This is a genomic window from Neochlamydia sp. S13 (genome assembly GCF_000648235.2).
Taxonomy (GTDB): domain Bacteria; phylum Chlamydiota; class Chlamydiia; order Chlamydiales; family Parachlamydiaceae; genus Neochlamydia.
Genome location: NZ_AP017977.1, coordinates 246,817 through 272,883, shown reverse-complemented (window position 1 = coordinate 272,883; position 26,067 = coordinate 246,817). Strand labels below are relative to the sequence as shown.

Here is a 26,067-nt window from a genome sequence, read left to right as displayed (position 1 = left end):
TAACACCTATGAATGCCAAAAATACGATCCCGTATGGCGTTAATTATCAAAGTTTAATAGCATGATAATTGGCCTACTTCTTCGTAGCTCACCCTCTTCAAAATCAAATGAAGTTTGCTCTAGTTTTTCGATTGTAGGAAAATTGGGTTTCAGAATTTTAGCAACTTCTAACTCCTTATTGCTTCTATTACACTATCCCTTTTCAAGGCTAAGGGATTGCATAAAGCCTATTGACAGATCCTTTTGCAACTTAAATAAGGACACTTGTCATTAACTGGCATTTAACCTAATCTTTTTTGTAACAGTTCAGATACCCCCCAACCAATGCCTGTTCACCTCAACGAAATGGCATCAATAAATATTGATTCCCTTTAGTATGAGAGATTTGCTATTCTATAGACATGAATGCAGATAACCCAAATTTTATGCCCTCTATTTCCGGTAAAGATTTTGATGCTCTTCCAGCTTTCATTCGCACTTATATTCGCTATCTTGAAAAGATCATCGAACAGCAGCAATCTCAGATCCAACAGCAACAGGCCCAGATTCAACAGCTGCAAGCTCATATCCAACAGCAGCAAGATCGTATTAGTAGCTTAGAGGATCAACTTACAAAGAACAGTTCTAATAGCAGCAAACCTCCTAGCAGTGATGGCTTGAAGCGGAAGCCAAAAAGCCAACGTCGCCCATCAGGCAAAAAACCAGGTGCTCAACAAGGACATGTTGGAAAAGGTCTTTTGCAGGTCGAAGAACCCGATTTCTTGGTGATTCATACACCCACAATGTGTCAAACATGCCAAACAACCCTTAGTGAAATCAAAGGTGCTTGTGTAGAAAGACGTCAGGTTTTTGAAATTCCTCCTTCTAAGTGTGAGGTGACAGAACATCGGGTGGAGGAGAAAAAATGCCCTTGCTGTGGAAAAAATAGTAAAGGAATATTTCCTGAAAACGTTAGAGGGCCTGTGCAATATGGCGAGAGAGTTCAAGCCCTGGCAGCTTACTTTGCCGATCAACATTTTATACCCGTGGACCGCGTCTGCGAAATTTTTGAGGATGTGTTTGATGTAACTCTTTCACCTGGCACTTGTGTAAATATCGACAAAAAACTCTTTGAGAAACTTGAAACCTTTGAAAATAGTCTGAAAACATACTTGCTAGCCACACGCGTTTTACACTTTGATGAGACAGGCATCCGCTGTGAAAAAAAACTATCGTGGGTGCATGTAGCCTCTTCACCAAGGGCTACTTTATACACCCTGCATGCTAAGCGCGGGCAACAAGCCATGGATGAGGCAAACATTTTACCTCAATTTAAAAGTATAGCCATTCATGACCATTGGTTTCCTTACTTTTCTTATGAACAAATGTTGCATGGATTGTGCAATGCGCATCATTTGAGAGAATTGACGTTTATGCATGAGGAAAAACAGGAAATGTGGGCAAAACAAATGAAAGAATTACTGCTTTTTGCCCAGCAAGAAGTAGAAAAACATGTAAATCAAGAAGCTCTACCTCCAAAGCTTTTACAAGACATTGAGCAGGCTTATAAACAGAAAATTGTTGATGGGCTTACCTATCATTCTAGCCTGCCTCCATTGCCAAAAGGTAAAAGAGGTAAGCAAAGGCAACGGGAAGGTAAAAACCTTCTGGACCGTCTAAAAGAAAAGCGAGAGTGCGTGTTGCGGTTCATGTACGATTTTGCCGTACCCTTTACCAATAACCAAGGCGAACAAGACATTCGTATGGTTAAGTTAAAGCAAAAGATATCGGGTTGTTTCCGTAAGCCTAAAGGAGGGCAGATTTTTTGCCGCATCCGCAGCTACATTTCTACGGCACGCAAACAAGGCTGGAATGTCTGGGATGCCTTGGCAGATGCCATCCGAGGCAGCCCTCGTCTATTAGCCATAGATCGACAGGCCAACTTGCAAGAAGCCATTACCTAACTTCTATTCCATTCAAACGTTCCTGAATAAAAAAAGGGGTATCTGAACTGTTACGAAATAAGAAGAGTAATTAGCCAGCGTTAAGCCTCTTTTTTCTTCTGTTTTCCATTTAAATTCCAAAGGAGAAATAGATTTAGCTAAGGTAAAAACTTGTTTAAAAACTTGATAAACTTTTTCAGTAGAGGTAAGTACAGGATTGAGTTGATACACTTTAGCTAACATAAGAGTTCGCTGGGTAGTGGTATTCTTCTGGGGGAAATGAAGCTGGGCTATTTTTTTATAAAGAGAAGGCATCGCTTCAGAAGCCAGCAGATGATGCCATCTTTTACAGACGCTAAATAAGGAAGGAACTACACAAGTCTCTAAGATAGGGAGCAGCAATTCATTAGGCAAGCTTTCAATAGATGCCGGAGAGATAGGATGCATTTTATTTCCTTCGGTAGGGATAACCTTTTATCATTTTTATTTCTTAAAGACAGAATATAAAAATTAAAAAAAGCAAGTCAAACGAATTTGTATCTTTAACAAGGAAAAACCACTCACAGATGATCTAATAGCGCTTTCTTTTCAGATAGATTCCAAGGAAAAGGGGTAGACCTTCCAAGCATTTAGGAGCAGACACAAGTGTTAGCGATTAAGTGACGCGGCAATTTTGGTTTAGCTAAAAGAATGAGATTGATTCTTTGCCTTATTTGAGAAAAACGGCTCTTTTTGGTGCCTTGTTTTAATTCTTCTACTGAATGATGAAATATAATACGCCAGTTTCTTCCTATCAAGAAAGGTTGTTCTCACAGCCTAGCAATCTGCAGAAAAAGAGAGAAACTTCTTGTCGTTATAAATGTGTAGATAAGTTTAAGCTTGCTTAGTTGCCGGAAGAAAAGCGGATTGCTTCTTTAAAGATAAGATGGCTAAAAGTTTTTTATTTCATTGTAGCCCACGCCGATTTAAAAAGTACTTACGGCCCTTCTACAAATAGAAACGCTGCCTTATTTTTTCAGCGATATCTTTCAAAGGATTTTCTGCTAGTTCAAGCTTGATAAGCTGAGAGAGCTGCCCGATTTCTGTAGGCAGACTGGTGAGTTGGTTTTGATTTAAGTAAAGCGATTGCAGCTGAGACAATTGACCTATTTCTGCAGGCAGAGCGGTGAGCTGATTCTGGTTTAAGATAAGCCCTTGCAGCTGAGACAATTGACGTATTTCTGCAGGCAGGCTGGTGAGCTGGTTGTGGTGTAAGCTAAGCACTTGCAGCTGAGAAAGCTGCCCGATTTCTGCAGGCAGAGCGGTGAGCTGGTTTTGATTTAAGTAAAGCGCTTGCAGCTCAGACAGCTGTCCGATTTCTGTAGGCAGAGCGGTGAGTTGGTTTTGATTTAAGCCAAGCATTTGCAGCTTAGACAGCTGCTCAATTTCTGCAGGAAGACTAGTGAGCTGGTTTTGATTTAAGAAAAGCCCTTTCAGCTCAGATAGCTGCCCGATTTCTGCAGGAAGACTGGTGAGCTGGTTTTGTCCTAAGTTAAGACTTTTCAGCTGAAGTAGCTGCCCTATCTCTGCAGGAAGGCTGGTGAGCTGGTTTTGATTTAAGTAAAGCCGTGTCAGCTGAGACAATTGACCTATTTCTGCAGGCAGAGCGGTGAGCTGGTTTTGATTTAAGTCAAGCGTTTGTAGCTTAGACAGCCGCCCTATTTCTTCAGGCAGGTTGGTGAGCTGGTTTTGATTTAAGTAAAGATGTTGCAGCTCAGATAGCTGCCCAACTTCTGCAGGAAGGCTGGTGAGCTGGTTTTGATTTAAGTAAAGCCGTGTCAGCTGAGACAATTGACCTATTTCTGCAGGCAGAGCGGTGAGCTGGTTTTCTCTTAAGTCAAGCGTTTGCAGCTGAGACAATTGACCTATTTCTACAGGAAGGCTGGTGAGCTGGTTTTGATTTAAGTGAAGCGTTTGCAGCTGAAACAATTGGCATATTTCTGGGGGTAAATAAGTCAAGCCTGCTTTAGATAAATCCAAAGCCGTGATGTTTTTACAATTTTCTTCAATCCAAGCTTTAAATAGCTCTCCTTTTTTTTCTAGAGGCAAGTGCTTAATTTCTTCTCGGCTCAAGTATTCTTCCCCACCAGGAAGTTTTTTCCAAAATAAAAGGCGATTAATATTTAAGAGATAAGAAGAGTAATTAGCCAGCGTTAAGCCTCTTTTTTCTTCTGTTTTCCATTTAAATTCCAAAGGAGAAAAAGACTTGGCTAAAGTAAAGATTCGCCTAAAGATTGCATTTACCTTTGCTGTTTCAGAAAGCCTACTTTCTAGCTTATAAATCCTATCTAAGATAAAAGCCTGCTGGTTAATATCCCCTTGGGAAACATGTACTTTACCTATTTGTTTATAAAGAGAAGGCATCACTTCAGAAGCCAGCAGATGATGCCATCTTTTAGAGACGCTAAATAAGGAAGGAACTGCGCAAGCCTCTAAGATAGGGAGCAGCAATTCATTGGGCAAGCTTTCAATAGATGCCGAAGAGATAGGATGCATTTTATTTCCTTGGGTAGTGATGACTTTTCAGCATTTTTATTTTTTAAAGACAGAATATAAAAATTAAAAAAAGCAAGTCAACCGAATTCGTATCCTTATCAATGAGAAAAAACTCACAGATAATCTACCTCGCTTTTTTTTCAGATAGATTCAAGGAAAGGTTGGAGGCCTTCCAAGCATTTAGAAGCAGCCACAGGTTTTGGCGATTAAGTGATGCGGCAATTTTGGTTTGGCTAAAAGAATGAAATTGATTCTTTGCCTTATTTGAGAAAAACGGCTCTTTTTAGCGCAATGTTTTAATTTTTCTACCGCATGATGGAATACAATACGCCTAGCTTCTTCCTGCCAAGAAAGGTTGCTCTCCCAGCCTAGCAATCTGCAGAAAAAGAGAGAAGCTTCTTGTTATTATAAATCTGTAGGCTAGTTTAAGCTTGCTTAGTTGCTGGAAGGAAAGCGGATTACTTGTTTAAAGATAAGATGGCTAAAAGTTTTTTATTTCATTTTAGCTCACCCCCAATTTAAAAAGTACTTAAGGCCATTCTACAATCGAAAACGCTGCCTTATTTTTTCTGCAATATCTTTCAAAGGATTTTCCGCTAATTCAAGCTTGGTAAGCTTAGACAGCTGCCCGATCTCTGCAGGTAGAGCGGTGAGCTGGTTTTGATTTAATTCAAGCCATTGTAGCTGAGACAATTGACCTATTTCTGTAGGCAGGCTGGTGAGCTGGTTTTGACTTAAGTAAAGCCATTGCAGCTGAGACAGTTGCCCGATTTCTGCAGGCAGAGCGGTGAGCTGGTTTTGGCTTAAACCAAGCCATTGCAGCTTAGACAACCGCCCGATTTCTGCAGGCAGACTGGTGAGCTGGTTTTGATTTAATTCAAGCGCTCGCAGCTGAGACAATTGACCTATTTCTATAGGCAGAGCGGTGAGCTGGTTTTGATTTAAGTCAAGGGTTTGCAGCTGAGACAGCTGCCCGATTTCTGTAGGCAGAGCGGTGAGCTGGTTTTGGCCTAAGTGAAGCTGTAGCAGATTAGACAGCTGCCTGATTTCTGCAGGTAGACTGGTGAGTTGGTTTTGATTTAAGAAAAGATATTGCAGCTGAGACAATTGACCTGTTTCTGGAGGAAGGCTGGTGAGCTGGTTTTGAGTTAAGAAAAGCCGTGTCAGCTCAGACAGCTGCCCGATTTCTGTAGGCAGAGCGGTGAGTTGGTTTTGATTTAAGTAAAGCACTTGCAACTTAGACAGCTGCCCGATTTCTGCAGGAAGACTGGTGAGCTGGTTTTGATTTAAGTAAAACCATTGCAGCTGAGGCAGCCACCCGATTTCTGCAGGCAGGCTGGTGAGCTGGTTTTGATTTAAGTCAAGCCATTCCAGCTGGGACAGCCGCCCAATTTCTGCAGGCAGAGCGGTGAGCTGGTTTTGATTTAAGTAAAGATATTGTAGCTCAGACAGCTGCCCAATTTCTGTAGGCAGAGCAGTGAGCTGGTTTTCTCTTAAGTCAAGCTCTTGCAGCTGAGATAACTGGCATATTTCTGGGGGTAAATAAGTCAAACCTGCTTTAGATAAATTTAAAAAAGTTAAGTCTTTACAATTTTCTTCAATCCAACCTCTAAATAGCTCTCCTTTTTTTTCTACAGGCAAGTGCTTAATTTCTTCTCGGCTCAAATATTCTTCCCCACCAGGAAGTATTTTCCAAAATAAAAGGCGATTAATATTTACAAGATAGGAAGAGTAATTAGCCAGCGTTAAGCCTCTTTTTTCTTCTGTTTTCTCTTTGAATTCTAAAGGAGAAATAGATTTAGCTAAGGTAAAAACTTGTTTAAAAACTTGATAACCCGCATTCCGCAAGTTAATTTCCCTCGTCATCTAATTTCTGCCAAGGAGGCCTAAAACCAGTAAAACATGCCTCATGTCAGGGTTTAAATTAAGGATTAATTCTTTTATGCTTTCATGTATAGGGCCTAGAGTAAAATCTAATCCATTAACTATCATTCACTCGACGCTTCTCCTGTGATCATAATCGCTCTAGGATCTGAAGAGACCACCTGGACTATCATCATCCCTTGGGTAATTTTGTCACTCATTGCAAAACCAATTTTAAGGTGATCAAGTCGCGTGCTATTATACTTTTCCATCGTTTATATTCTCACTTTCTTGGCTTTAAAAAGAACAAGATTAGCCTTTTCTAAAAAAACTTAAGGCAATTTCCAGTCTCAATAAAAATAATATCCGGGAATCGCTACAACCCGCGGAATGTGGGTGATAAGCTTTTTCAGTAGAGGTAAGTACAGGATTGAGTTGATACACTTTAGCTAACATAAGAGTTCGCTGGGTAGTGGTATTCTTCTGGGGGAAATGAAGCTGGGCTATTTTTTTATAAAGAGAAGGCATCGCTTCAGAAGCCAGCAAATGATGCCATCTTTTACAGACGCTAAATAAGGAAGGAACTACACAAGTCTCTAAGATAGGGAGCAGCAATTCATTAGGCAAGCTTTCAATAGATGCCGGAGAGATAGGATGCATTTTATTTCCTTCGGTAGGGATAACCTTTTATCATTTTTATTTCTTAAACTCGATGATATACTTTTTTCTTGTTGACTAATTTTTAATGAAATATTGTTATACCTTATCAATTAATTAAGAATAATTTTTTGTCTATGTTTTCCCAACCGCTTCCCTTTATTAAAGAATATTTAAATCAACTTGAAGTTGCTCTCAAGCAAGAAAATCCTCATAATAATTTATCCAAAATTCAATGGTGTTGGCTAGCCTTTTGTTTGATGGGAATATTAGTTACTAATTCAATCTGTTGGGCAAAATTTGAAAGGGCTGGGCTTAAAAGTTATAAAAAGATGGCTTTATCGGCCATGTTTAGACGTGCTAAGATTGCTTGGAATAGGCTGCTAATTTGTAGTGTTCGCGCGGTCTTGCGTAAACATGGCATCACAGAAGGGGTTCTTGTTATCGATGATAAAGATCACAGTCGATCAAAAAATGCTGAGAAGTTGCATCATTTACATAAAATCCGTGATAAAAAAACTAGTGGTTATTTTTGTGGTCAAAATATAGTATTTCTTCAGCTAGTGACTAAAAAATTTTGCATTCCCGTCTCCTTTGCCTTTTATTCTCCCGATCCCGTACTCACAAGATGGCAACAGGAAGTGAGGAAACTAAAAAAGTTGGGAATTTCTAAAAAAGACCGCCCAAAAGAGCCTAAAAGGTCAATAGAATATCCAAAAAAGTATACACTAGCTTTACAATTACTTAAAAATTTTGCTTGTGAATTTCCTGCTTTTAAGGTCACTTGTGTACTGGCTGATGCTCTTTACGGCAACAGCTTGTTTGTAGATGGAGTAGAAGGTATTTGGCCTGGAGTGCAAATCATTACTCAACTTAGAAAGAATCAAAAAGTCATGCGGGGTAAAAAGTCTCTCTCATGCCAAGAATTCTTTGAAGCCTACAAAGGCTGGAATCAGGAAATTTTCATTCGCGGTGATAAAAAAAATGTGGTGCAAGCCGGGGGAGCAAGATTGTATGTTCCTTCTCACCACAAAAAACGATTTGTAATAGCCCTTAAATATGAGGGCGAAAATGAGTATCGCTATCTTATGGCTGCAAATCTTTCATGGAATATGAAAGATGTGATGCAAGGATATACTTTAAGATGGTTAGTAGAGGTTTTTATTGAGGATTGGAGTAGTCATTGTGGGTTTTGCAGTTTGGCCAAACAGTGCGGCGTTGAGGGATCAGAGCGACCTTTGATTCTAAGCCTGCTGTTTGACCACTGCTTTCTTTTTCATTTGTCTCAAACAAATTTCATTAAGAACAAACTCCCTTTAGCAACCTTGGGGAGCCTAGTAGAAAAGTCTAGAGTGGATGCTTTGTGTCAAGTTGTAAGAGAAATTGTTGAGCATGAAAATTCAAGAGAACTCTTCAGTAATTTTGAAAAGACGCTAGATGAAATCTTTGTTTTAAGGCCTTCTCGTAAACATTTAAATGCAGTACAGGAAAATGTAACTTTTGAGTCATCAAGAAAAGTTGCCTAACTGTCAAGAATAAAAATGTATATCATCGAGTTAAAGACAGAATATAAAAATTAAAAAAAGCAAGTCAAACGAATTTGTATCTTTAACAAGGAAAAACCACTCACAGATGATCTAATAGCGCTTTCTTTTCAGATAGATTCCAAGGAAAAGGGGTAGACCTTCCAAGCATTTAGGAGCAGACACAAGTGTTAGCGATTAAGTGACGCGGCGATTTTGGTTTAGCTAAAAGAATGAGATTGATTCTTTGCCTTATTTGAGAAAAACGGCTCTTTTTGGTGCCTTGTTTTAATTCTTCTACTGAATGATGAAATATAATACGCCAGTTTCTTCCTATCAAGAAAGGTTGTTCTCACAGCCTAGCAATCTGCAGAAAAAGAGAGAAACTTCTTGTCGTTATAAATGTGTAGATAAGTTTAAGCTTGCTTAGTTGCCGGAAGAAAAGCGGATTGCTTCTTTAAAGATAAGATGGCTAAAAGTTTTTTATTTCATTGTAGCCCACGCCGATTTAAAAAGTACTTACGGCCCTTCTACAAATAGAAACGCTGCCTTATTTTTTCAGCGATATCTTTCAAAGGATTTTCCGCTAATTCAAGCTGTAGCAGCGGAGACAGCTGCCCAATTTCTATAGGCAGACTAGTGAGCTGGTTTTGATCTAAGTCAAGCCATTTCAGCTGAGACAATTGCCCGATTTCTGTAGGCAGAGCGGTGAGTTGGTTGTGATTTAATTCAAGCCTTCGTAGTTGAGACAGCTGCCCGATTTCTACAGGCAGAGCGGTGAGCTGGTTTTGATTTAAGTAAAGATATTGCAGCTGAGACAGCCGGCCGATTTCTACAGGAAGGCTGGTGAGCTGGTTTTTATCTAAGTGAAGCAGCCCTAGTTGAGACAATTGACCTATTACTGCAGGCAGAGCGGTGAGCTGGTTTTGATTTAAGTAAAGATATTGCAGCTGAGATAGCTGTCGGATTTCTGCAGGAAGGCTGGTAAGCTGGTTTTGGCTTAACTTAAGCTCTTGCAGCTGAGACAGCTGCCCGATTTCTACAGGCAGAATGGTGAGCTGGTTCTGATTTAAGTAAAGGTTTTGCAGCTGAGACAATTGACCTATTTCTGCAGGCAGGCTGGTGAGCTGGTTTTGATTTAAGTAAAGATATTGCAGCTGAGACAATTGGCCTATTTCTGTAGGCAGAGCGGTGAGCTGGTTTTGATTTAAGTAAAGATATTGCAGCTGAGACAATTGCCCAATTTCTGCGGGCAGGCTGGTGAGCTGGTTTTGATCTAAGTCAAGCCATGCCAGCTGAGACAATTGCCCGATTTCTGTAGGCAGAGCGGTGAGCTGGTTTTGATTTAAGTTAAACATTAGCAGCTGAGACAGCTGCCCGATTTCTGCAGGCAGAGCGGTGAGCTGGTTTTGATTTAAGTCAAGCCGTGTCAGCTTAGACAGCTGCCCGATTTCTGCAGGCAGAGTGGCGAGCTGGTTTTGGCTTAAGTTAAGCTCTTGCAGCTGAGATAACCGGCCTATTTCTGGGGGTAAATAAGTCAAGCCTACTCTACATAAATCTAGAGCCTTGATGTTTTTACAATTTTCTTCAATCCAATCTCTAAGAAGCTCTCCTTTTTTCCCTAGAGGCAAGTGCTTAATTTCTTCTCGGCTCAAGTATTCTTCCCCACTAGGAAGTTTCTTCCAAAGTAAAAGACGATTAATATTTACAAGATAGGAAGAGTAGTTAGCCAGAGTTAAGCCTCTTTTTTCTTCTGTTTTCCATTTAAATTCTACTAGAGGCAAGTGCTTAATTTCTTCTCGGCTCAAGTATTCTTCCCCACCAGGAAGTTTTTTCCAAAGCAAAAGGCGATTAATATTTAAGAGATAAGAAGCGTAATTAGCCAGAGTTAAGCCTCTTTTTTCTTCTGTTTTCTCTTTAGATTCTAAAGTTGAAAGAGACTTGGCTAAAGTAAAGATTTGCCTAAAGATTGCATTTATCTTTGCTGCTTCAGTAAGCTTTTCTTCTAGCTTATAAATTTTATCTATAAGAAGAGCTTGCTCCTTAACATTTCCTTGAGGAACATGCACTTTACCTATTTGCTTATAAAGAGAAGGCATTACTTCAGAAGCCAGCAGATGATGCCATCTTTTACAAACGCTAAATAAGGAAGGAGCTGCGCAAGCCTCTAAGATAGGGAGCAGCAATTCATTGGGTAAGCTTTCAATAGATGCCGAAGAGATAGAATGCATTTTATTTCCTTGGGTAGTGATGGCTTTTCAGCATTTTATTTATTAAAGGCAATGTAAATAAATTAAAAAAGCAAGTCAAACGAATTCGTATTGATTTAAAGAAAGGGGGGCTTCTAAGCATTTAGGAGCAGCCACAGGTTTTGGCGATTAAGCGACGCAGCAATTTTGATTTGGCTAAAAGAATGAGATTGATTCTTTGCCTCATTTGAGAAAAACGGCTCTTTTTGGCGCAATGTTTTAATTCTTCTATCGAATGATGGAATACAATATGCCTAGCTTCTTCCTGTCAAGAAAGGTTGTTCTCCCATACATAACACTCTGCAGAAAAAGAGAGAAACTTCTTGTCGTTATAAATGTTTAGGTTAGTTTAAGCTTGCCTAGTTGCGGGAGCGGGAAGGAAAGCGAATTACTTGTTTAAAGATAAGATGGCTAAAAGTTTTTTATTTCATTTTAGCTCACTCCAACTTAAAAAGTACTTATGGCCATTCTACAATTGAAAACGCTGCCTTATTTTTTCCGGAATATCTTCCAAAGGATTTCCCGCTAATTCAAGCTTGTGAAGCCGAGAAGACAATCGCCAGATCTCTACAGGAAGGCCGGTGAGCTGGTTGTGATATAAGTAAAGCGATTGCAGCTGAGACAATTGCCCGATTTCTGCAGGCAGGCTGGTGAGCCGGTTTTGGCTTAAACCAAGCCTTTGCAGCTGAGACAGCTGCCCGATTTCTGCAGGAAGGCTGGTGAGCTGGTTTTGATTTAAGTTAAGCCATTCTAGCTGAAACAATTGCCCGATTTCTGCTGGCAGAGCGGTGAGCTGGTTTTGATTTAAGTTAAGCCATTCTAGCTGAAACAATTGCCCGATTTCTGCTGGCAGAGCGGTGAGCTGGTTTTGATTTAAGTAAAGGTTTTGCAGCTGAGACAGCTGGCCGATTTCTGCAGGAAGGCTGGTGAGCTGGTTTTGGCTTAAGTGAAGCTGTAGCAGATTAGGCAGCTGCCCAATTTCTGCAGGAAGACTAGTGAGTTGGTTTTGATTTAAAAGAAGCTTTTGCAGATGAGACAGCTGCCCGATTTCTACAGGCAGATTGGTGAGCTGGTTTTCATTTAAGTAAAGCTTTTGCAGCCGAGGCAGTTGCCCGATTTCTCCAGGCAGACTGGTGAGCTGATTTTGGCTTAAATCAAGCCTTTGCAGCTGAGACAGCTGCCCGATTTCTACAGGCAGGCTGGTGAGCTGATTTTGATTTAAGTAAAGCCCGTGCAGCTGAGATAGCTGCCCTATTCCTGCAGGAAGGCTGGTGAGCTGGTTTTTATTTAAGTTAAGCTGTACCAGCTGAGACAGTTGTCCTATTTCTACAGGAAGGCTGGTGAGCTGGTTTCCTCTTAAGTCAAGCCTTTGCAGCTTAGATAACTGGCATATTTCTGGGGGTAAATAAGTCAAGCCTGCTTTAGATAAATATAGCAAAGTTAAGTCTTTACAATTTTCTTCAATCCAACCTCTAAGAAGCTCTCCTTTTTTTTCTAGAGGCAAGTGCTTAATTTCTTCTCGGCTCAAGTATTTTTCCCCACCAGGAAGTTTTTTCCAAAGTAAAAGGCGATTAATGTTTAAGAGATAAGAAGCGTAATTAGCCAGCGTTAAGCCTCTTTTTTCTTCTGTTTTCTCTTTAAATTCTATTAGAGGCAAGTGCTTAATTTCTTCTCGGCTCAAGTATTTTTCCCTACCAGGAAGCTTTTTCCAAAGTAAAAGACGATTAATATTTAAGTGATAAGAAGCGTAATTAGCCAGCCTTAAGCCTCTTTTTTCTTCTGTTTTCTCTTTAGATTCTAAGGTTGAAAGAGACTTGGCTAAAGTAAAGATTTGCCTAAAGATTGCATTTACCTTTGCTGCTTCAGTAAGCTTTTCTTCTAGCTTATAAATCCTATCTACAATAAGAGCCTGCTCCTTAACATTTCCTTGAGGAACATGCACTTTACCTATTTGCTTATAAAGAGTGGACATGACTTCAGTAGCCAGCAGATGATGCCATCTTTTACAGACGCTAAATAAGGAAGGAACTGCGCAAGCCTCTAAGATAGGGAGTAGCAATTCATTGGGCAAGCTTTCAATAGAGGCCGAAGAGATAGGATGCATTTTATTTCCTTGAGTAGTGATAAATTTTCAGCATTTTATTTATTAAAGAATATATAAAAAAATTAAAAAAGCAAGTCAAGCCAATTCGTATCCTTATCAATGAAAAACAACTCGCAGATGATCTAGTCGCGCTTTTTTTCCAGATAGATCCAAGGCAAGGGTGGAGACCCTACAAGCATTTAGGAGCAGCCACATGTTTTGGCGATTAAGTGACACGGCAATTTTGATTTGGCTAAAAGAATGAGATTGATTCTTTGCCTTGTTTAAGAAAAACGGCTCTTTTTGGCGCGATGTTTTAATTCTTCTATCGAATGATGGAATACAATACGCCAGTTTCTTCCTGTCAAGAAAAGTTGTTCTCCCAGCTATAACACTCTGTAGAAAAAGAGAAAAACTTTTTGTCCTTATAAATGTGTAGGTTAGTTTAAGCTTGCTTAGTTGCGGGAAGAGAAGCCGATGACTTGTTTAAAGTAGATGGCTAAAAGTTTTTTATTTCATTTTAGCTCACCCCAATTTAAAAAGTACTTAAGCCATTCTACAATTGAAAACGCTGCCTTATTTTTTTCTACAATATCTTTCAAAGGATTTTTCGCTAATTCAAGCTGGGTAAGCTGAGGCAATTGACCTATTTCTACAGGTAGAGCGGTGAGCTGGTTTTGATTTAATTTAAGCGTTTGCAGCTCAGACAGTTGCCCGATTTCTTCAGGCAGACTGGTGAGCTGGTTTTGATTTAATTTAAGCGTTTGCAGCTCAGACAGTTGTCCTATCTCTGCAGGTAGAGCGGTGAGCTGGTTGTGATTTAAGTTAAGCACTCGCAGCTGAGACAGTTGCCCAATTTCTGCAGGCAGACCGGTGAGCTGGTTTTGATTTAATTCAAGCCATTGCAGCTGAGACAACTGCCCGATTTCTCCAGGCAGGCTGGTGAGCTGGTTTTGATTTAAGTAAAGCGTTTGCAGCTGAGACAACTGCCCGATTTCTGCAGGCAGAGCGGTGAGCTGGTTCTGATTTAAAGCAACGCCTTGTAGCTGAGACAGCTGCCCTATTTCTGCAGGAAGACTAATGAGCTGGTTTTGATTTAAGAAAAGCGTTTGCAGCTCAGACAGCTGCCCGATTTCTACAGGAAGAGCGGTGAGTTGGTTTTGATTTAAGCAAAGCCGTTGTAGCTGAGACAGCCGCCCTATTTCTGTAGGAAGACTGGTGAGCTGGTTTTGATATAAGAAAAGGTATTCCAGTTGAGACAAATGCCCGATTTCTGCAGGTAGGCTGGTAAGCTGGTTTTGATTTAAGTCAAGCCATGCCAGCTGAGACAATTGCCCGATTTCTGTAGGCAGAGCGGTGAGCTGGTTTTCTCTTAAGTCAAGCGCTTGCAACTGAGACAGCTGCCCGATTTCTACAGGAAGAGCGGTGAGCTCGTTTCCTCTTAAGTCAAGCGTTTGCAGCTGAGATAACTGGCATATTTCTGAGGGTAAATAAGTCAAGCCTGCTTTATATAAATCTAAATCCACGATGTTTTTACAATTTTCTGCAATCCAATCTCTAAGAAACTCTCCTTTTTTTTCTAGAGGCAAGTGATTAATTTCTTCTCGGCTCAAGTATTCTTCCCCCCCTGGAAGTTTTTTCCAAAGTAAAAGGCGATTAATGTTTAAGAGATAAGAAGCGTAATTAGCCAGCGTTAAGCCTCTTTTTTCTTCTGTTTTCCATTTAAATTCTACTAGAGGCAAGTGCTTAATTTCTTCTCGGCTCAAGTATTCTTCCCCACCAGGAAGTTTTTTCCAAAGCAAAAAACGATTAATATTTAAGAGATAAGAAGCGTAATTAGCCAGCCTTAAGCCTCTTTTTTCTTCTGTTTTCTCTTTAGATTCTAAAGTTGAAAGAGACTTGGCTAAAGTAAAGATTTGCCTAAAGATTGCATTTACCTTTTCTGCTTCAGAAAGCTTTTCTTCTAGCTTATAAATCCTATCTACAATAAGAGCCTGCTCCTTAACATTTCCTTGAGGAACATGCACTTTACCTATTTGCTTATAAAGAGAAGGCATCACTTCAGAAGCCAGCAGATGATGCCATCTTTTACAGACGCTAAATAAGGAAGGAGCTGCGCAAGCCTCTAAGATAGGGAGCAGCAATTCATTGGGTAAGCTTTCAATAGATGCCGAAGAGATAGGATGCATTTTATTTCCTTGGGTAGTGATGACTTTTCAGCATCTTATTTATTAAAGGCAATATAGAAAAAATTAAAAAAGCAAGTCAAATCAATTCGTATCCTTATCAATGAAAAATAACTCATAGAGAGATTTAAGGAAAGAGCGGAGGCCTTCCAAGCATTTAAGAGCAGCAACAGGTTTTGGGGATTAAGTGATGCGGCAATTTTGGTGTGGCTAAAAGAATGAGATTGATTCTTTGCCTTATTTGAGAAAAATGGCTCTTTTTGGCGCAATGTTTTATTTCTTCTATCGAATGATGAACTACAATACGCCAGTTTCTTCCTATCAAGAAAAGTTATTCTCTCAGCAATAACACTCTGTAGAAAGAGAGAAAAACTTCTTGTCGTTATAATGTGTAAGCTAGTTTAAGCTTGCTTAGTTGTGGGAAGATAAGCGAATTGCTTCTTTAAAGATAAGATGGCTAAAAGTTTTTTATTTCATTTTAGCCCCCCAATTTAAAAAGCACTTACGACCATTCTACAATCGAAAACGCTGCTTTATTTTCTCTGCAATATCTTTCAAAGGATTTTCTGCTAAATCGAGCTCAGTAAGCTGAAACAGTTGTTCTATTTCTACAGGAAGGCTGGTGAGCTGGTTTTGGTTTAAGTAAAGCTTTTGCAGCTGAGGCAGTTGCCCGATTTCTCCAGGCAGACTGGTGAGCTGGTTTTGGTTTAAGTAAAGCTTTTGCAGCTGAGATAATTGCCCAATTTCTGCAGGCAGACTGGTGAGCTGGTTTTGATTTAAGTAAAGCTTTTGCAGCTGAGATAATTGCTCAATTTCTGCAGGCAGACTGGTGAGCTGGTTTTGATTTAAGTAAAGCTTTTGCAGCTGAGACAGCTGCCCGATTTCTATAGAAAGACTGGTGAGCTGGTTTTGGCTTAAATCAAGCCATAGCAGCTCAGGCAGCTGCCCGATTTCTAAAGGCAGACTGGTGAGTTGGTTTTGATTTATGTAAAGCACTTGCAACTGAGACAGCTGCCCAAATTCTGCAGGTAGGCTGGTGAGTTGGTTTTGATTTAAGTAAAGCAAGTGCAGCTGAGATAATTGCCCGATTTCTGCAGGTAGGCTGGTGAGTTGGTTTTGATTTAAGTAAAGCCCCTGTAACCGAAACAATTGACCTATTTCTGCAGGTAGACTGGTGAGCTGGTTTTGGCTTAAGTTAAGCCATTGCAGCTTAGACAGCTGCCCAATTTCTACAGGTAGACTGGTGAGCTGGTTTTGATTTAATTTAAGCGTTTGCAACTGAGATATTTGGCTTATTTCTGAGGGTAAACAAGTCAAGCCTATTCTAGATAAATCTAAAGCCGTGGTATTTTTACAATTTTCTTCAATCCAATCTCTAAGTAGCTCTCCTTTTTTCTCTAGAGGCAAGTGCTTAATTTCTTCTCGGCTCAAGTATTCTTCCCCACCAGGAAGTCTTTTCCAAAGTAAAAGGCGATTAATATTTAAGAGATAAGAAGAGTAGTTAGCTAAAGTAAAATATTTTTTTTCTTCAGTCTTCCTTTTAAATTCTAGAGGAGGAAGAGAACTATCTAAAGTAAAGATTTGTCTAAAAATTGCATTTACCTTTGAGGAGTAGTTAGCTAAAGTAAAATGTTTTTTTTCTTCAGTCTTCCATTTAAATTCTAGAGGAGAAAGAGAACTAGCTAAAGTAAAGATTTGCCTAAAAATTGCATTTACCTTTGCTGTTTCAGAGAGTCTACTGTCTAGCTTATAAATCCTATCTAAGATAAAAGCCTGCTTGTTAATATCTCCTTGGAAAACATGTACTTTACCTATTTGTTTATAAAGAGAAGGCATGACTTCCGTAGCCAGCAGATGATGCCATCTTTTACAGACGCTAAATAAGGAAGGAACTGCACAAGCCTCTAAGATAGGGAGTAGCAATTCATTGGGCAAGCTTTCAATAGAGGCCGAAGAGATAGGATGCATTTTATTTCCTTGGGTAGTGATGACTTTTCAGCATTTTATTTATTAAAGGCAATGTAAATAAATTAAAAAAGCAAGTCAAACTAATTCGTATCCTTATCACCAGGGGGGGGGATCGGCTAACTTGTTAAGCAAAGAGCAAGCTACTATGCCTTGTAGGCGATAGCTAGATATAGAAGGTTTTTGCTCAGCTTTGGGTCCACCAGATGTAGTATGCTTTTGAGTTGCTATAAGTTGAGGTCCTATAATCTGTATATATTAAACTTTTTTACAAGCTTATCTAATTGGCGCTTAGCATCGTTTGGACATGAAAATTCTTGCTGCATGAACCTAATAAAGACTTTGGCTTCTTTTTCACTGCCCTTCAGGTAATGCTTGGCTAAAGTGCAGTATTCTCTTTGATAGACCGCTTGGCTAAAAGATGACTGCCCATCTTTGTTCAACGCCTGCATAGCAAGAAGTGCTCTCAAAAGCTCGATAGCCTTCTGCTAGCTCTACCGTCTTGTCGTAAGGTACTTCAAATATGAGTTCTTTGGCCTCTTTGATCTGCATGGGAACACGATTCACAAATAAGCGTTGTTCTTCTTTGGAAACTTGTAAGGTAGCTGACGTACAAAGAGCACTGTCTCCTACTATATAACAATCCTCTACGGCTTGCCGAAAGCTTTTAAGATGCTTTAGCAACAATTTGCGTAAAGGCGGTTTTATCGCTGCTATTGCTATCGGCCGCTTGCAAAGGGATATTGCCTTGATTAGAGGTGATAAGCTGCAAGACGGCTTGATTTAAATCAGGCCTGTGGTCTCTACTGTAGCCTTGTAATAGACGAATGCACGCTTCTCCTTGTTCTAATAGACTCTCATAAGTTTCCATCTACATGAAAACTTGTCGTATCTAAATGTAAGCTTTTTACTTAGATACCCAGCACTTTGATTATAAGCAGGGCTATCTTAGTAAAAAGCTCAGTCACGCCCATTTCAAATAACTTATCCAGTGTTCTGCCTAAAACATTATCATCAATTTGCTTTAGTGTAACTGGCGTACCTAGCAAATGATCGATGAGTTTGCCTTCAAGGTACTCAGAATACATGTAAAGCGTCCGGCTTATAAATCCCAATCCATTTAAGATCATGCATTTAACAGCTTGAACATATGTTAGATGCTTGTTCTTCGCCTGGTTGCTACTGCTTGATCAATAAGGTCAACTAACCCTATCTCCTCACACATTCTAAGCTACCAACCTTAAATGATCGACGTTTTGCGTATCTATTTACATAACTTTTAGTCATTTAATGTAAACCTTTAAAGAAAACATCTTACTCAATTAGCCTTCAGAATTCCTAATTATTTTTTTGCTGAGGAATGCAAGTTATAGCTTTAAATATAGGGCAATATTTCTTTAGAAAAATTTCCCCACCGACTTCTATTTAGCTCTAGATTTAACTCGTTTAGCAGATGCTCTATTTCTGCCGGAAGAGTGGTAAGCGGGTTATTTTTTAAATAAAGCTCTTGCAACTGCCGTAGCTGTCCTATTTCGGCAGGAACAGTGGCAAGGTTGTTATTGCTTAAATCAAGATTTTGTAGCTGAGATAGCTGTCCTATTTCTGCCGGAAGAGTGGTAAGTTCATTATTGCTTAAACCAAGTCTTTGCAGCTGAGATAGCTGCCCTATTTCTGCCGGAAGAGTGGTAAGCTGGTTATTTTCTAAGCTAAGCCCTTGCAGCTGCAATAGCTGCCCTATCTCTGCAGGAAGAGTGATGAGCCGGTTGTTATGTAGGAAAAAGAATTGCAGCTGAGACAGCTGCCCTATCTCGGCAGGAAGTGTTGTAAGCTGGCTGTCTGCTAAGAAAAGCCATTGCAGCTGAGATAGCTGCCCTATTTCTGCCGGAAGAGAGGTGAGTGGGTTGTTTTCTAAGAAAAGGCTTTTCAGCTGTACTAGCTGCCCTATCTCGGCAGGAAGAGTTGTAAGCTCGTTATTTTTTAGACTAAGCACCTCGAGATTTGATAGCTGTCCTATCTCTGCAGGTAATAAGGTTAAGCCAATTTTTTCTAAATGCAATTCCGTAATATCTTTGCTATAATTTTCAACCCATTCCTTAAAAAGCTTGCCTTTTTCTTCTAAAGATAAAGCTTTAATTTCTTCTCTTTCTAAATATTCTCCCCCTCCGCCAAGTTCTTTCCACATTAAGAGGCGGTTGATATCTACAAGATAAGAGCAGTAATTAGTGAGGGTAAAATATCTTTTTTCCTCGGTTTTCCACTTAAATTCTAAAGGAGAAAGAGAGGTAACTTGAGTAAAGATTTGGCTGAAGATTGCATAGACTTTTTCTGTCTCTGAAAGCTTTTCTTCTAGCTTATAAATCCTATCTAAAATAAAAGCCTGCTTATTAACATCTCTATGAGGAGCATGCATCTTACCTATTTGCTTATAAAGGGAAGGCATGATTTCCGTAACCAGCAAATGACGCCATCTTGTACAAACGCTAGATAAGGAAGGGTTAACGCAAGCTTCTAAAATAGGGGCTAGTATCTCATTAGGTAATTGTTCTAAGGTGATGGAAGAAATAGGATTCATTATACCGCCTGTTGTAATAAGTTTTATGTATGCTTTTATTATCTAATAATCTAGAAATATATCTAAAAGAAAACAAATTTACAAGAAAATAAGGAAGTAATTTATTTAGATTATCAAGTGTAAAAGTTTTACATGAACCTATCCCGATAATATTGAAAAATTTAAACTTGTGATGTAAGGTCTTCTTTTTTAGAAAGGAAAAGACTTATGCTAGGAGGATTTGAAGGATTTACAGATATTCAATGGATAATCTTAAAACAGTTTTTGGCACAGAGCCCTCCAAAAAATTTAAAGGGAAAGCCTTATACTCCATGAAGAAAGATTTGTAATAGCTTATTTTGGATTTTGACTACCGGCTCGCGTGATTGTGATCTTCCTAAAAGCCCGAACTGAGGGTCAAAACCTGCCACTCATCGATAGTTAGATCCGTGATTTCTCACCACATTTCAGAATAATAGAATTTTTGGTAAGGAGGCCCTAAGCATCTAAGGATAATTCTATGGCGTTCTTTCAAATTGGTAATTTGCAATTTTTTATGGTCAATAAAGACCATATGTAGGCCTAGGAAACAGAAAAACACCCAGCGTGTGGTTGGCTTTTGCGTAGGTTTCTTAAGCTGATTTAAGAAGTACTCACCATTTTCTCGCAATTTTTCTCGAATTTTATATTCAAGGGCAGAATAGACCAAAAGGCATAGAGTCATTACCATTAAAAGCGCTTCTATTCTTTCTGGCTTTTTTAGAAAGAAAGAAGAGACTAGGAAATCGGGACTTTTCAAGAACCTAAATCCTCTTTCTACACTTTGCTGTGCTTTATATGTTTTCAAAACTTCCTGAGCAGGAAAAGCGATTACATCCATATCATTAGTTGCTAAGATGAAAAGCCCTTTACTCCTCTCTAACTCTGCTTTGTTAAGCAAAGAGCAGGCTACTGTACCTTCTAGGTGATAGCTAAGTATAGAAGGTGCTTGCCCAGCTTTTGGTCGACCAGATGTAGTATGCTTTTGAGTTGCTATAACTTGAGGTTCTATAATTTGTATATATTTAAGCTTTTTTGCAAACTTATCTAATTGGCGCTTAGCATCGTTGGGGCATGAAAACTCTTGCTTTATAAACTTAAAGAAAGCTTTGGATTCTTTCTCACTGCCCTTAAGATAATGCTTGGCTAAAGTGCGGCATTCTCTTTGATAGGCCGCTTGGCTAAAGATAACTACCCATCTTTGTTCAACACCGGCATAGCAAGAGGTACTTTCAAAAGCTCGATAGCCTTCTGTTATTTCTACCGTCTTGTCGTAAGTCACTTCAAATATGAGCTCTTTAGCCTCTTTGATTTGCATGGGCACACGCGTGACAAATAAGCTTTGTTCCTCTTTAAGAACTTGTAAGGTAGCTGGCGTATAAAGAGCACTGTCTCCTACTATATAACGATTCTCTACCGCTTGCTGAAAGCTTTTAAGATGTTCGCCAACAATTTGCGTAAAGGCGGCCTTATCACTGCTATTGCCATCAGCCGCTTGCATGTATAAAGGAATATTGCCTTCATTGGAGGTGATAAGCTGCAAGACGGCTTGATTTAAATCAGGCCTATGGTCTCTACTGTAGCCTTGTACTAGGCGAATGCATGCTTCTCCCTGTTCTAATAGGCTCTCATAGTTTCCATCTACGTGAAAACTTGTTGCATCCAAATGCAAACTTTTTACTTGGATGCCAAGCACTTTGATCGTATGCAAAGCTATTTTAGTAAAAAGCTCGGTTACTCCCAATTCAAATAACTTATCCAGCGCTCTGCCTAAAACATTATCATCAATTTGCTCAGGGATAACTGGCGTACCTAGCAAATGATCGATGGGTTTGTCTTCAAAGTACTCAGAATACATGTAAAGCGTCCGACTTACAAATCCCAACCCGTTCAAGATCATACATTTAACAGCTTGCCCATAGGTTAGATGCTTATTCTTCGCCTGATTACCTACTGCTTGATCAATAAGGTCAACTAACCCTATCTCCTCGCACATTCCAGCTACCAATCCTAAATGATCAACGTTTTGCGTATCTATTTGCATAACTTTCAGTCGTTTAGTTTAAACCTTTAAAGAAAACATCTTACTCGATTAGCCTTCAAAATTCCTAATTATTTTTTTTGCTGAGGAATGTAAGTTAGATAGATGGCAAGAAGATGGCACGTTAAATAGAATCCTACAAGACTTGCTTGATACAGCCGACCTTGCCGGAAAGTTAGATTGGCAACTTCTAGCAGCCGACGGTTTTTTTCAGCGCGGAAGGGAGGGGGCGAGAGATTGATTTAAGGATATAAAGGAAAAGGAGCGACCACTTATTGATTAGTAGAAGGAAAGGACTGGCCTGTAGCTTTTAAGAACAGGGCTGCCAATGGAGATAAACGCCAAATGGTGGAACCTTTAATTAATCAAATTTAGCATCGCAAAGATAAGATAAAAGATGGATTAGAGCTTTTTCCTATAGTTGAAGCAGATAAAAGAGATGATGCTGAGTACTTAAGGGATAGACTATTAATACGAAAAAATTTTCCTTGGATTTATAGGCGGAAAAAGCCTGGGAAAATGGCTAAAGAAGGCTAGCTTTACTTTAAAAAGAGTGAGATAGCAAGTTGAACGAGCAATATCTTGGCTGCAAAGAAAATTTCGGCGTCTCATAGCTAAAGGGGAAAGAAAAGTAAAATATGGGCAAGCATTCTTACCATTTACTTAATAGGTTTTTGGATGGATCAATTAGTGAGCTAGGCTCATGCTATCTAGGCTTGTCACCACCTCAAGAAAATGATTTGAATGAGGCTCATTGACTGGCTGCTACCTATTCTTTCCATGGAGAAGTTAGTGATATTAGAGACAACAGTCCTAAAAAGATTCCCATCCCATTTGACTTACTATCTTTTTACTAGTTTCTTTGATGATTTACACTAGGGTTAGCTTATGAAGAGTCCTCAAAAAGGGGAGCTTCTAAAGCCTTTTCTAGCAAGCATGCAGATAAATTTTCCCGCTTGTATTAGATCCTTAGTAAGCAATACTTTTAAAAGTTAACAGGAAACACCTGCTAATCTTTAAATCTTTAGCCTTTCCCCTCTTCTCTTCTTTACAAATAAAGATTGCGTGGAGCCTTACTAAAAATGTTTATGAGCGACTTAAGAGTTAGTAGAGTATTTTAAAAATAGAAGCACGAAGTGCTCTTCCTTATAGATGAAAACTCTTTGAAAAAATAAAACCCTTACTTAAAATAAGTCTTGATTGTTACCTTAACAATCAATATTTATATCTAATCTTTACTTTGAAAATAATGAATAAATGTACGGACAAAGACCCTTTTTTAAATAGCCAAGCTTTAAGCCTTAATAATATGATGGTAGCAGAGAGAGGGGCAGGCAAATGGAGACGAATCATTATAAAATGGAACCAAATCTGTCCTCACGATTCTACAGCAAGAATCCAGCATTGTTATGCCGCGGTTATTCATACCAAAAATATGAATATTTATGGGGATGATGAAAAATCACTTTTAGCTTGGAAATTTGGGGCACTCACTCTCTTCAGCCCAATTTTTTATATAACCAAAACTATTTTTCATCTTTTTTTTCCGTTATCTATTTACAAGTATTACACTCTTGAAAAAAAGAACTGGGAAGCACTAAAGGTAAGGGCTAAACACCATCCATTAAACCTTTCGCCTTCTCTTCACCAAAAACAACCAAAGATAATAAAAATCATTTTAAAAAACTGCTTAGATATTTGTAGAACTCCTCTTTATGCTTTGACTATTTCTATTGCATCTTTAGGAACCCTTATTTTATCCCTTTTTAATTCGAACTACTTATATGAAGGGCGAGAAATTCTAGGAAATTTACAGTTATCTCTTAATTGGGAACAGCGAAAACCTTATTATTTTGAAACCATAGCTCCATGTATGCTCCCTATTGATAACCTGCAAGATGTTGCCTCTAGACGCTCCTACACACAACGTGATACGGATTATGAAGGCCCACCAGGTACTCTTGTGCATGGGCTTAATAATTTGGCGCGCTGCCATGTTCTTTATTGGAAAAGTTTTAACAAGAAAGAAAAAACTATTAAGCCTTATAGGAGCAGCTTCTTAGAGAAAAAATCTTTATAAATTCAATAAAGTCTTAAAAAATAGGAAGGACTAGATCTCTCGACTTAAGCAGTTTTACTTTTATTGTTTTAACAATCAAAGTAAAGCCAAACAAGGTAGTAATAGTGCAAACCACTAAACCTGAAGTAGAAAGAGGTATGTGATAGACAGTTAAAATATGGCGTGCCAGGGCTACACCTATAACTGAGGCTAGACTACCTAAAGCAGCAGCTAAAAATAACAACATTTTAAGATTGTGAGTTATAAGCCTAGCTGTTAATACAGGCCCCGTAATAAAAGCCAATACCATTAAAACCCCCACCGCTCTAAAAGCTCCCATCGTAGTGGCAGCCACCTGAACCATGAGTAAATAATTAAAGAACACCGTCGATATTCCTAAAGCTTTGGATAGATAGGGATCAAAGGTAGTAATCTTAAATTCTTTAATAAACAAAATGATTGAAAGAACATTTAAAAACACAATAACCCATACAAATTTACAATCTTCCTTTTGCAAAGCATCTACATTTCCCATTACGACTTCTATACCTACATGGGCATTACGTGTCAACAAGGTAACTAACACGATTCCTAAGGCGAATAAGCTGGTAAATACAATGCCCATGCTGGCGTCTTCTTGTAGGCGGGCAATTTTAGTCAGGCAGTCAGTTAATAAAGCAGTCAATAAGCCTACAGCCAATGAAGCCAAAAGCATGATTTTAATATCAATAGGAGAATAATAAGCCTCATTTTCTAATAAACTGTTTTGCGTCAATACAAAAGTAATCACAATCCCTAATAATATTGTATGAGATAAAGAATTGGCTAGCATTGTCATTTTACGCAAAACCAGAAAAGTTCCTACTAAAGCTGCTGAAATGGCCACGCCTATTAACACAACCATTTGAATTTCATCCGAAACCATTTCACTTAAAGAAATTTTACCAACAATAAAACTGTATAGACGCACGAACAGCTGCAGAAAAAAGCCAAAAAAGTTTTGGTTGGTATAGGGATTGAAATAGGTAGAGTTTATACTATTCATAAGTTAATTTGGGCAGGAATAAGTTGATGATGCGGGTCTTGCTTGGGATCATTTAATAATATGATTAATTTATCTTCCAACTCAGGAGTGATAACATGCTCCATCTCTTCAGCATTCAAGTGTACTTTTTCTGCCCCTATTCCTAGATAATCTACCAGATAAACCTCCCAAAGGCGATGCAAGCGAACAATTTTAGCCGCCCAAACATTTCCTTCTTTGGTTAGCTGATAAGCTTTCTTGCCAGCTTTTACCATCCAGCCATTGCGTACAAGCCGCCAGAGAGCAAAACGCAAATATAGCTTGGAAGCACTTTGATGCTTGGCAATTTGCTCAAAAGATACAGGATGGGGCCCTTGAATACGCCAAATAGCTTTAAGAAGATTTTCACACATGCAGCGGTGGCGGAATTTGGCTATGCGTAGTACCCGTAAAAGCACACCTCGCTCAGGAGCTAATAGAAGGGAAAGCAAGCAAATACAAGAGGAGACTAAAACAACCATAGGACCTGTAGGAAGCGCTAACCGAGCTGAAGGATAAAGAGAAGCTAAATAGTTAGAAATTTCTATGGAAAGATAGTTGCCCAAATACCCACTAATCAACCCAAAACAGGCTGCCCAAACAAACATTATTGAAAGCCTGTTCGTGTATTGCCGAGCTGCCGCTGCAGGGCTAATCAACATAGCAGACATTAATACTACCCCTACTGAACGAATGCCAATTACCACGGCTAAAACGATCAAGACAAAAATAATAGCATCGATTCCTGAGACATTTATTCCTAGACTTTTGGCATAATCTTTATTAAATAAAATAGTTTGTATCTCTTTATAAAGAAATATAAGGGTTAAAGTAATCAATAATGCCAAAGTCCCATAAACGAATATATGGATATCTGTCATGGTAGCAGCTTGGCCGTAAAGATAGACTTGCGCCTGTCGATAAAGAGTGGAAAAAGAAAATTGAACTTGGCTAGCCAACGTTAGGCCTATCCCAAAAAAAGCCGCTAAAATAAAACACAATGCTGAATCGCTAGGGACCTTTAGAGAGTTTTCTAACCAGCGGATAGCCCACAGGCCTCCTAACGCTGTCAGTCCAGCGGCTACCATAATCAGGCTGGCCACCACCATCTCTTGATCTTCACCTAGGTGAAGTATTCCTGCCAAAATAACACCTATCATCACACCTGGGTAGGCTGCATGTGAAAGACTCTCTCCTAGTAAAGACTCTTTACGTAAAAAAACTAATACACCTACTAGAGAAGCTCCTAAACACATCAGCATCGAACCAATTGTAGGAGCTCTAAGAACAGCGTCGGTAAAATAATAGTAAGGGGAGTTAGCAAATAACAT

Annotated in this window: 18 protein-coding genes and 1 pseudogene; 3 read left to right on the top strand and 16 right to left on the bottom strand. The window is 39.2% G+C overall.

The annotated features are described in order from the left end of the window. Window positions 1-425: 425 nt before the first annotated feature. Entirely contained in the window at window positions 426-1,943 is a 1,518-nt protein-coding gene (locus TY21_RS01030; RefSeq protein ID WP_158622996.1) for an IS66 family transposase, read from the top strand. Window positions 1,944-1,955: 12 nt separating this feature from the next. On the opposite strand, the gene TY21_RS01025 is transcribed toward TY21_RS01030, so the two are convergent. From TY21_RS01025 to TY21_RS01010, 5 genes are all read right to left on the bottom strand, one after another. After that, the gene (locus tag TY21_RS01025; protein ID WP_130589458.1) at window positions 1,956-2,369 is read right to left on the bottom strand and encodes an F-box protein; all 414 of its coding nucleotides are present in this window, start codon (window positions 2,367-2,369) and stop codon (window positions 1,956-1,958) included. Window positions 2,370-2,909: 540 nt separating this feature from the next. Next, window positions 2,910-4,457 carry a leucine-rich repeat domain-containing protein gene (locus TY21_RS01020; protein WP_197725071.1) on the bottom strand — a complete coding sequence of 516 codons (1,548 nt, stop codon included), beginning with the start codon at window positions 4,455-4,457 and terminating at the stop codon, window positions 2,910-2,912. A 540-nt stretch (window positions 4,458-4,997) separates the two neighbouring features. Continuing rightward, window positions 4,998-6,305, bottom strand: a complete 1,308-nt coding sequence (locus TY21_RS01015) for a leucine-rich repeat domain-containing protein (protein ID WP_232044372.1) — start codon at window positions 6,303-6,305, stop codon at window positions 4,998-5,000. Between the two features lie 140 nt (window positions 6,306-6,445). After that, a complete protein-coding gene (locus tag TY21_RS10905) occupies window positions 6,446-6,592 on the bottom strand; it encodes a hypothetical protein (protein WP_158622995.1) in 147 nt (48 codons plus the stop codon). Between the two features lie 40 nt (window positions 6,593-6,632). Continuing rightward, on the bottom strand, window positions 6,633-6,980 hold the full coding sequence (locus TY21_RS01010) for an F-box protein (RefSeq protein WP_130589457.1): 348 nt from the start codon (window positions 6,978-6,980) through the stop codon (window positions 6,633-6,635). 134 nt (window positions 6,981-7,114) lie between these two features. On the opposite strand from TY21_RS01010, the gene TY21_RS01005 reads away from it, so the two are divergent. Then, complete coding sequence (locus TY21_RS01005; protein ID WP_130589456.1) at window positions 7,115-8,503, top strand: transposase; 1,389 nt, start codon at window positions 7,115-7,117, stop codon at window positions 8,501-8,503. A gap of 527 nt (window positions 8,504-9,030) precedes the next feature. Here TY21_RS01005 and TY21_RS01000 read toward each other — a convergent pair. From TY21_RS01000 to TY21_RS00960, 9 genes and pseudogenes are all read right to left on the bottom strand, one after another. Then, window positions 9,031-10,731, bottom strand: a complete 1,701-nt coding sequence (locus TY21_RS01000; protein WP_130589455.1) for a leucine-rich repeat domain-containing protein — start codon at window positions 10,729-10,731, stop codon at window positions 9,031-9,033. 487 nt (window positions 10,732-11,218) lie between these two features. Then, window positions 11,219-12,853, bottom strand: coding sequence for a leucine-rich repeat domain-containing protein (locus TY21_RS00995; RefSeq protein WP_130589454.1), 1,635 nt, complete (start codon window positions 12,851-12,853; stop codon window positions 11,219-11,221). 494 nt (window positions 12,854-13,347) lie between these two features. Next, window positions 13,348-15,021, bottom strand: a complete 1,674-nt coding sequence (locus tag TY21_RS00990) for a leucine-rich repeat domain-containing protein (RefSeq protein ID WP_197725070.1) — start codon at window positions 15,019-15,021, stop codon at window positions 13,348-13,350. A 510-nt stretch (window positions 15,022-15,531) separates the two neighbouring features. Next, entirely contained in the window at window positions 15,532-16,986 is a 1,455-nt protein-coding gene (locus TY21_RS00985; protein WP_197725069.1) for a leucine-rich repeat domain-containing protein, read from the bottom strand. A gap of 411 nt (window positions 16,987-17,397) precedes the next feature. Next, window positions 17,398-17,667: a hypothetical protein gene (locus tag TY21_RS00980; RefSeq protein ID WP_052354619.1), complete on the bottom strand. Its 270-nt coding sequence runs from the start codon at window positions 17,665-17,667 to the stop codon at window positions 17,398-17,400. After that, window positions 17,651-17,854, bottom strand: coding sequence for a hypothetical protein (locus TY21_RS00975; protein WP_052354618.1), 204 nt, complete (start codon window positions 17,852-17,854; stop codon window positions 17,651-17,653). The genes TY21_RS00980 and TY21_RS00975 overlap by 17 nt, the downstream gene beginning before the upstream one ends. 40 nt (window positions 17,855-17,894) lie before the next feature. Next, window positions 17,895-18,146, bottom strand: a pseudogene (locus TY21_RS00970) (DUF4277 domain-containing protein); the annotation flags it as partial. A 212-nt stretch (window positions 18,147-18,358) separates the two neighbouring features. Continuing rightward, a complete protein-coding gene (locus TY21_RS00965) occupies window positions 18,359-19,555 on the bottom strand; it encodes a leucine-rich repeat domain-containing protein (protein ID WP_052354616.1) in 1,197 nt (398 codons plus the stop codon). Between the two features lie 436 nt (window positions 19,556-19,991). Further along, on the bottom strand, window positions 19,992-21,617 hold the full coding sequence (locus tag TY21_RS00960) for an IS1634 family transposase (protein ID WP_130589453.1): 1,626 nt from the start codon (window positions 21,615-21,617) through the stop codon (window positions 19,992-19,994). A 1,246-nt stretch (window positions 21,618-22,863) separates the two neighbouring features. On the opposite strand from TY21_RS00960, the gene TY21_RS00955 reads away from it, so the two are divergent. Next, the gene (locus TY21_RS00955; RefSeq protein ID WP_042239803.1) at window positions 22,864-23,694 is read left to right on the top strand and encodes a hypothetical protein; all 831 of its coding nucleotides are present in this window, start codon (window positions 22,864-22,866) and stop codon (window positions 23,692-23,694) included. 13 nt (window positions 23,695-23,707) lie between these two features. On the opposite strand, the gene TY21_RS00950 is transcribed toward TY21_RS00955, so the two are convergent. Next, window positions 23,708-24,718 carry a metal ABC transporter permease gene (locus TY21_RS00950; protein ID WP_042239801.1) on the bottom strand — a complete coding sequence of 337 codons (1,011 nt, stop codon included), beginning with the start codon at window positions 24,716-24,718 and terminating at the stop codon, window positions 23,708-23,710. Further along, window positions 24,715-26,067, bottom strand: a complete 1,353-nt coding sequence (locus TY21_RS00945; protein WP_042239799.1) for an iron chelate uptake ABC transporter family permease subunit — start codon at window positions 26,065-26,067, stop codon at window positions 24,715-24,717. Before TY21_RS00945 ends, TY21_RS00950 begins: the two co-directional genes overlap by 4 nt.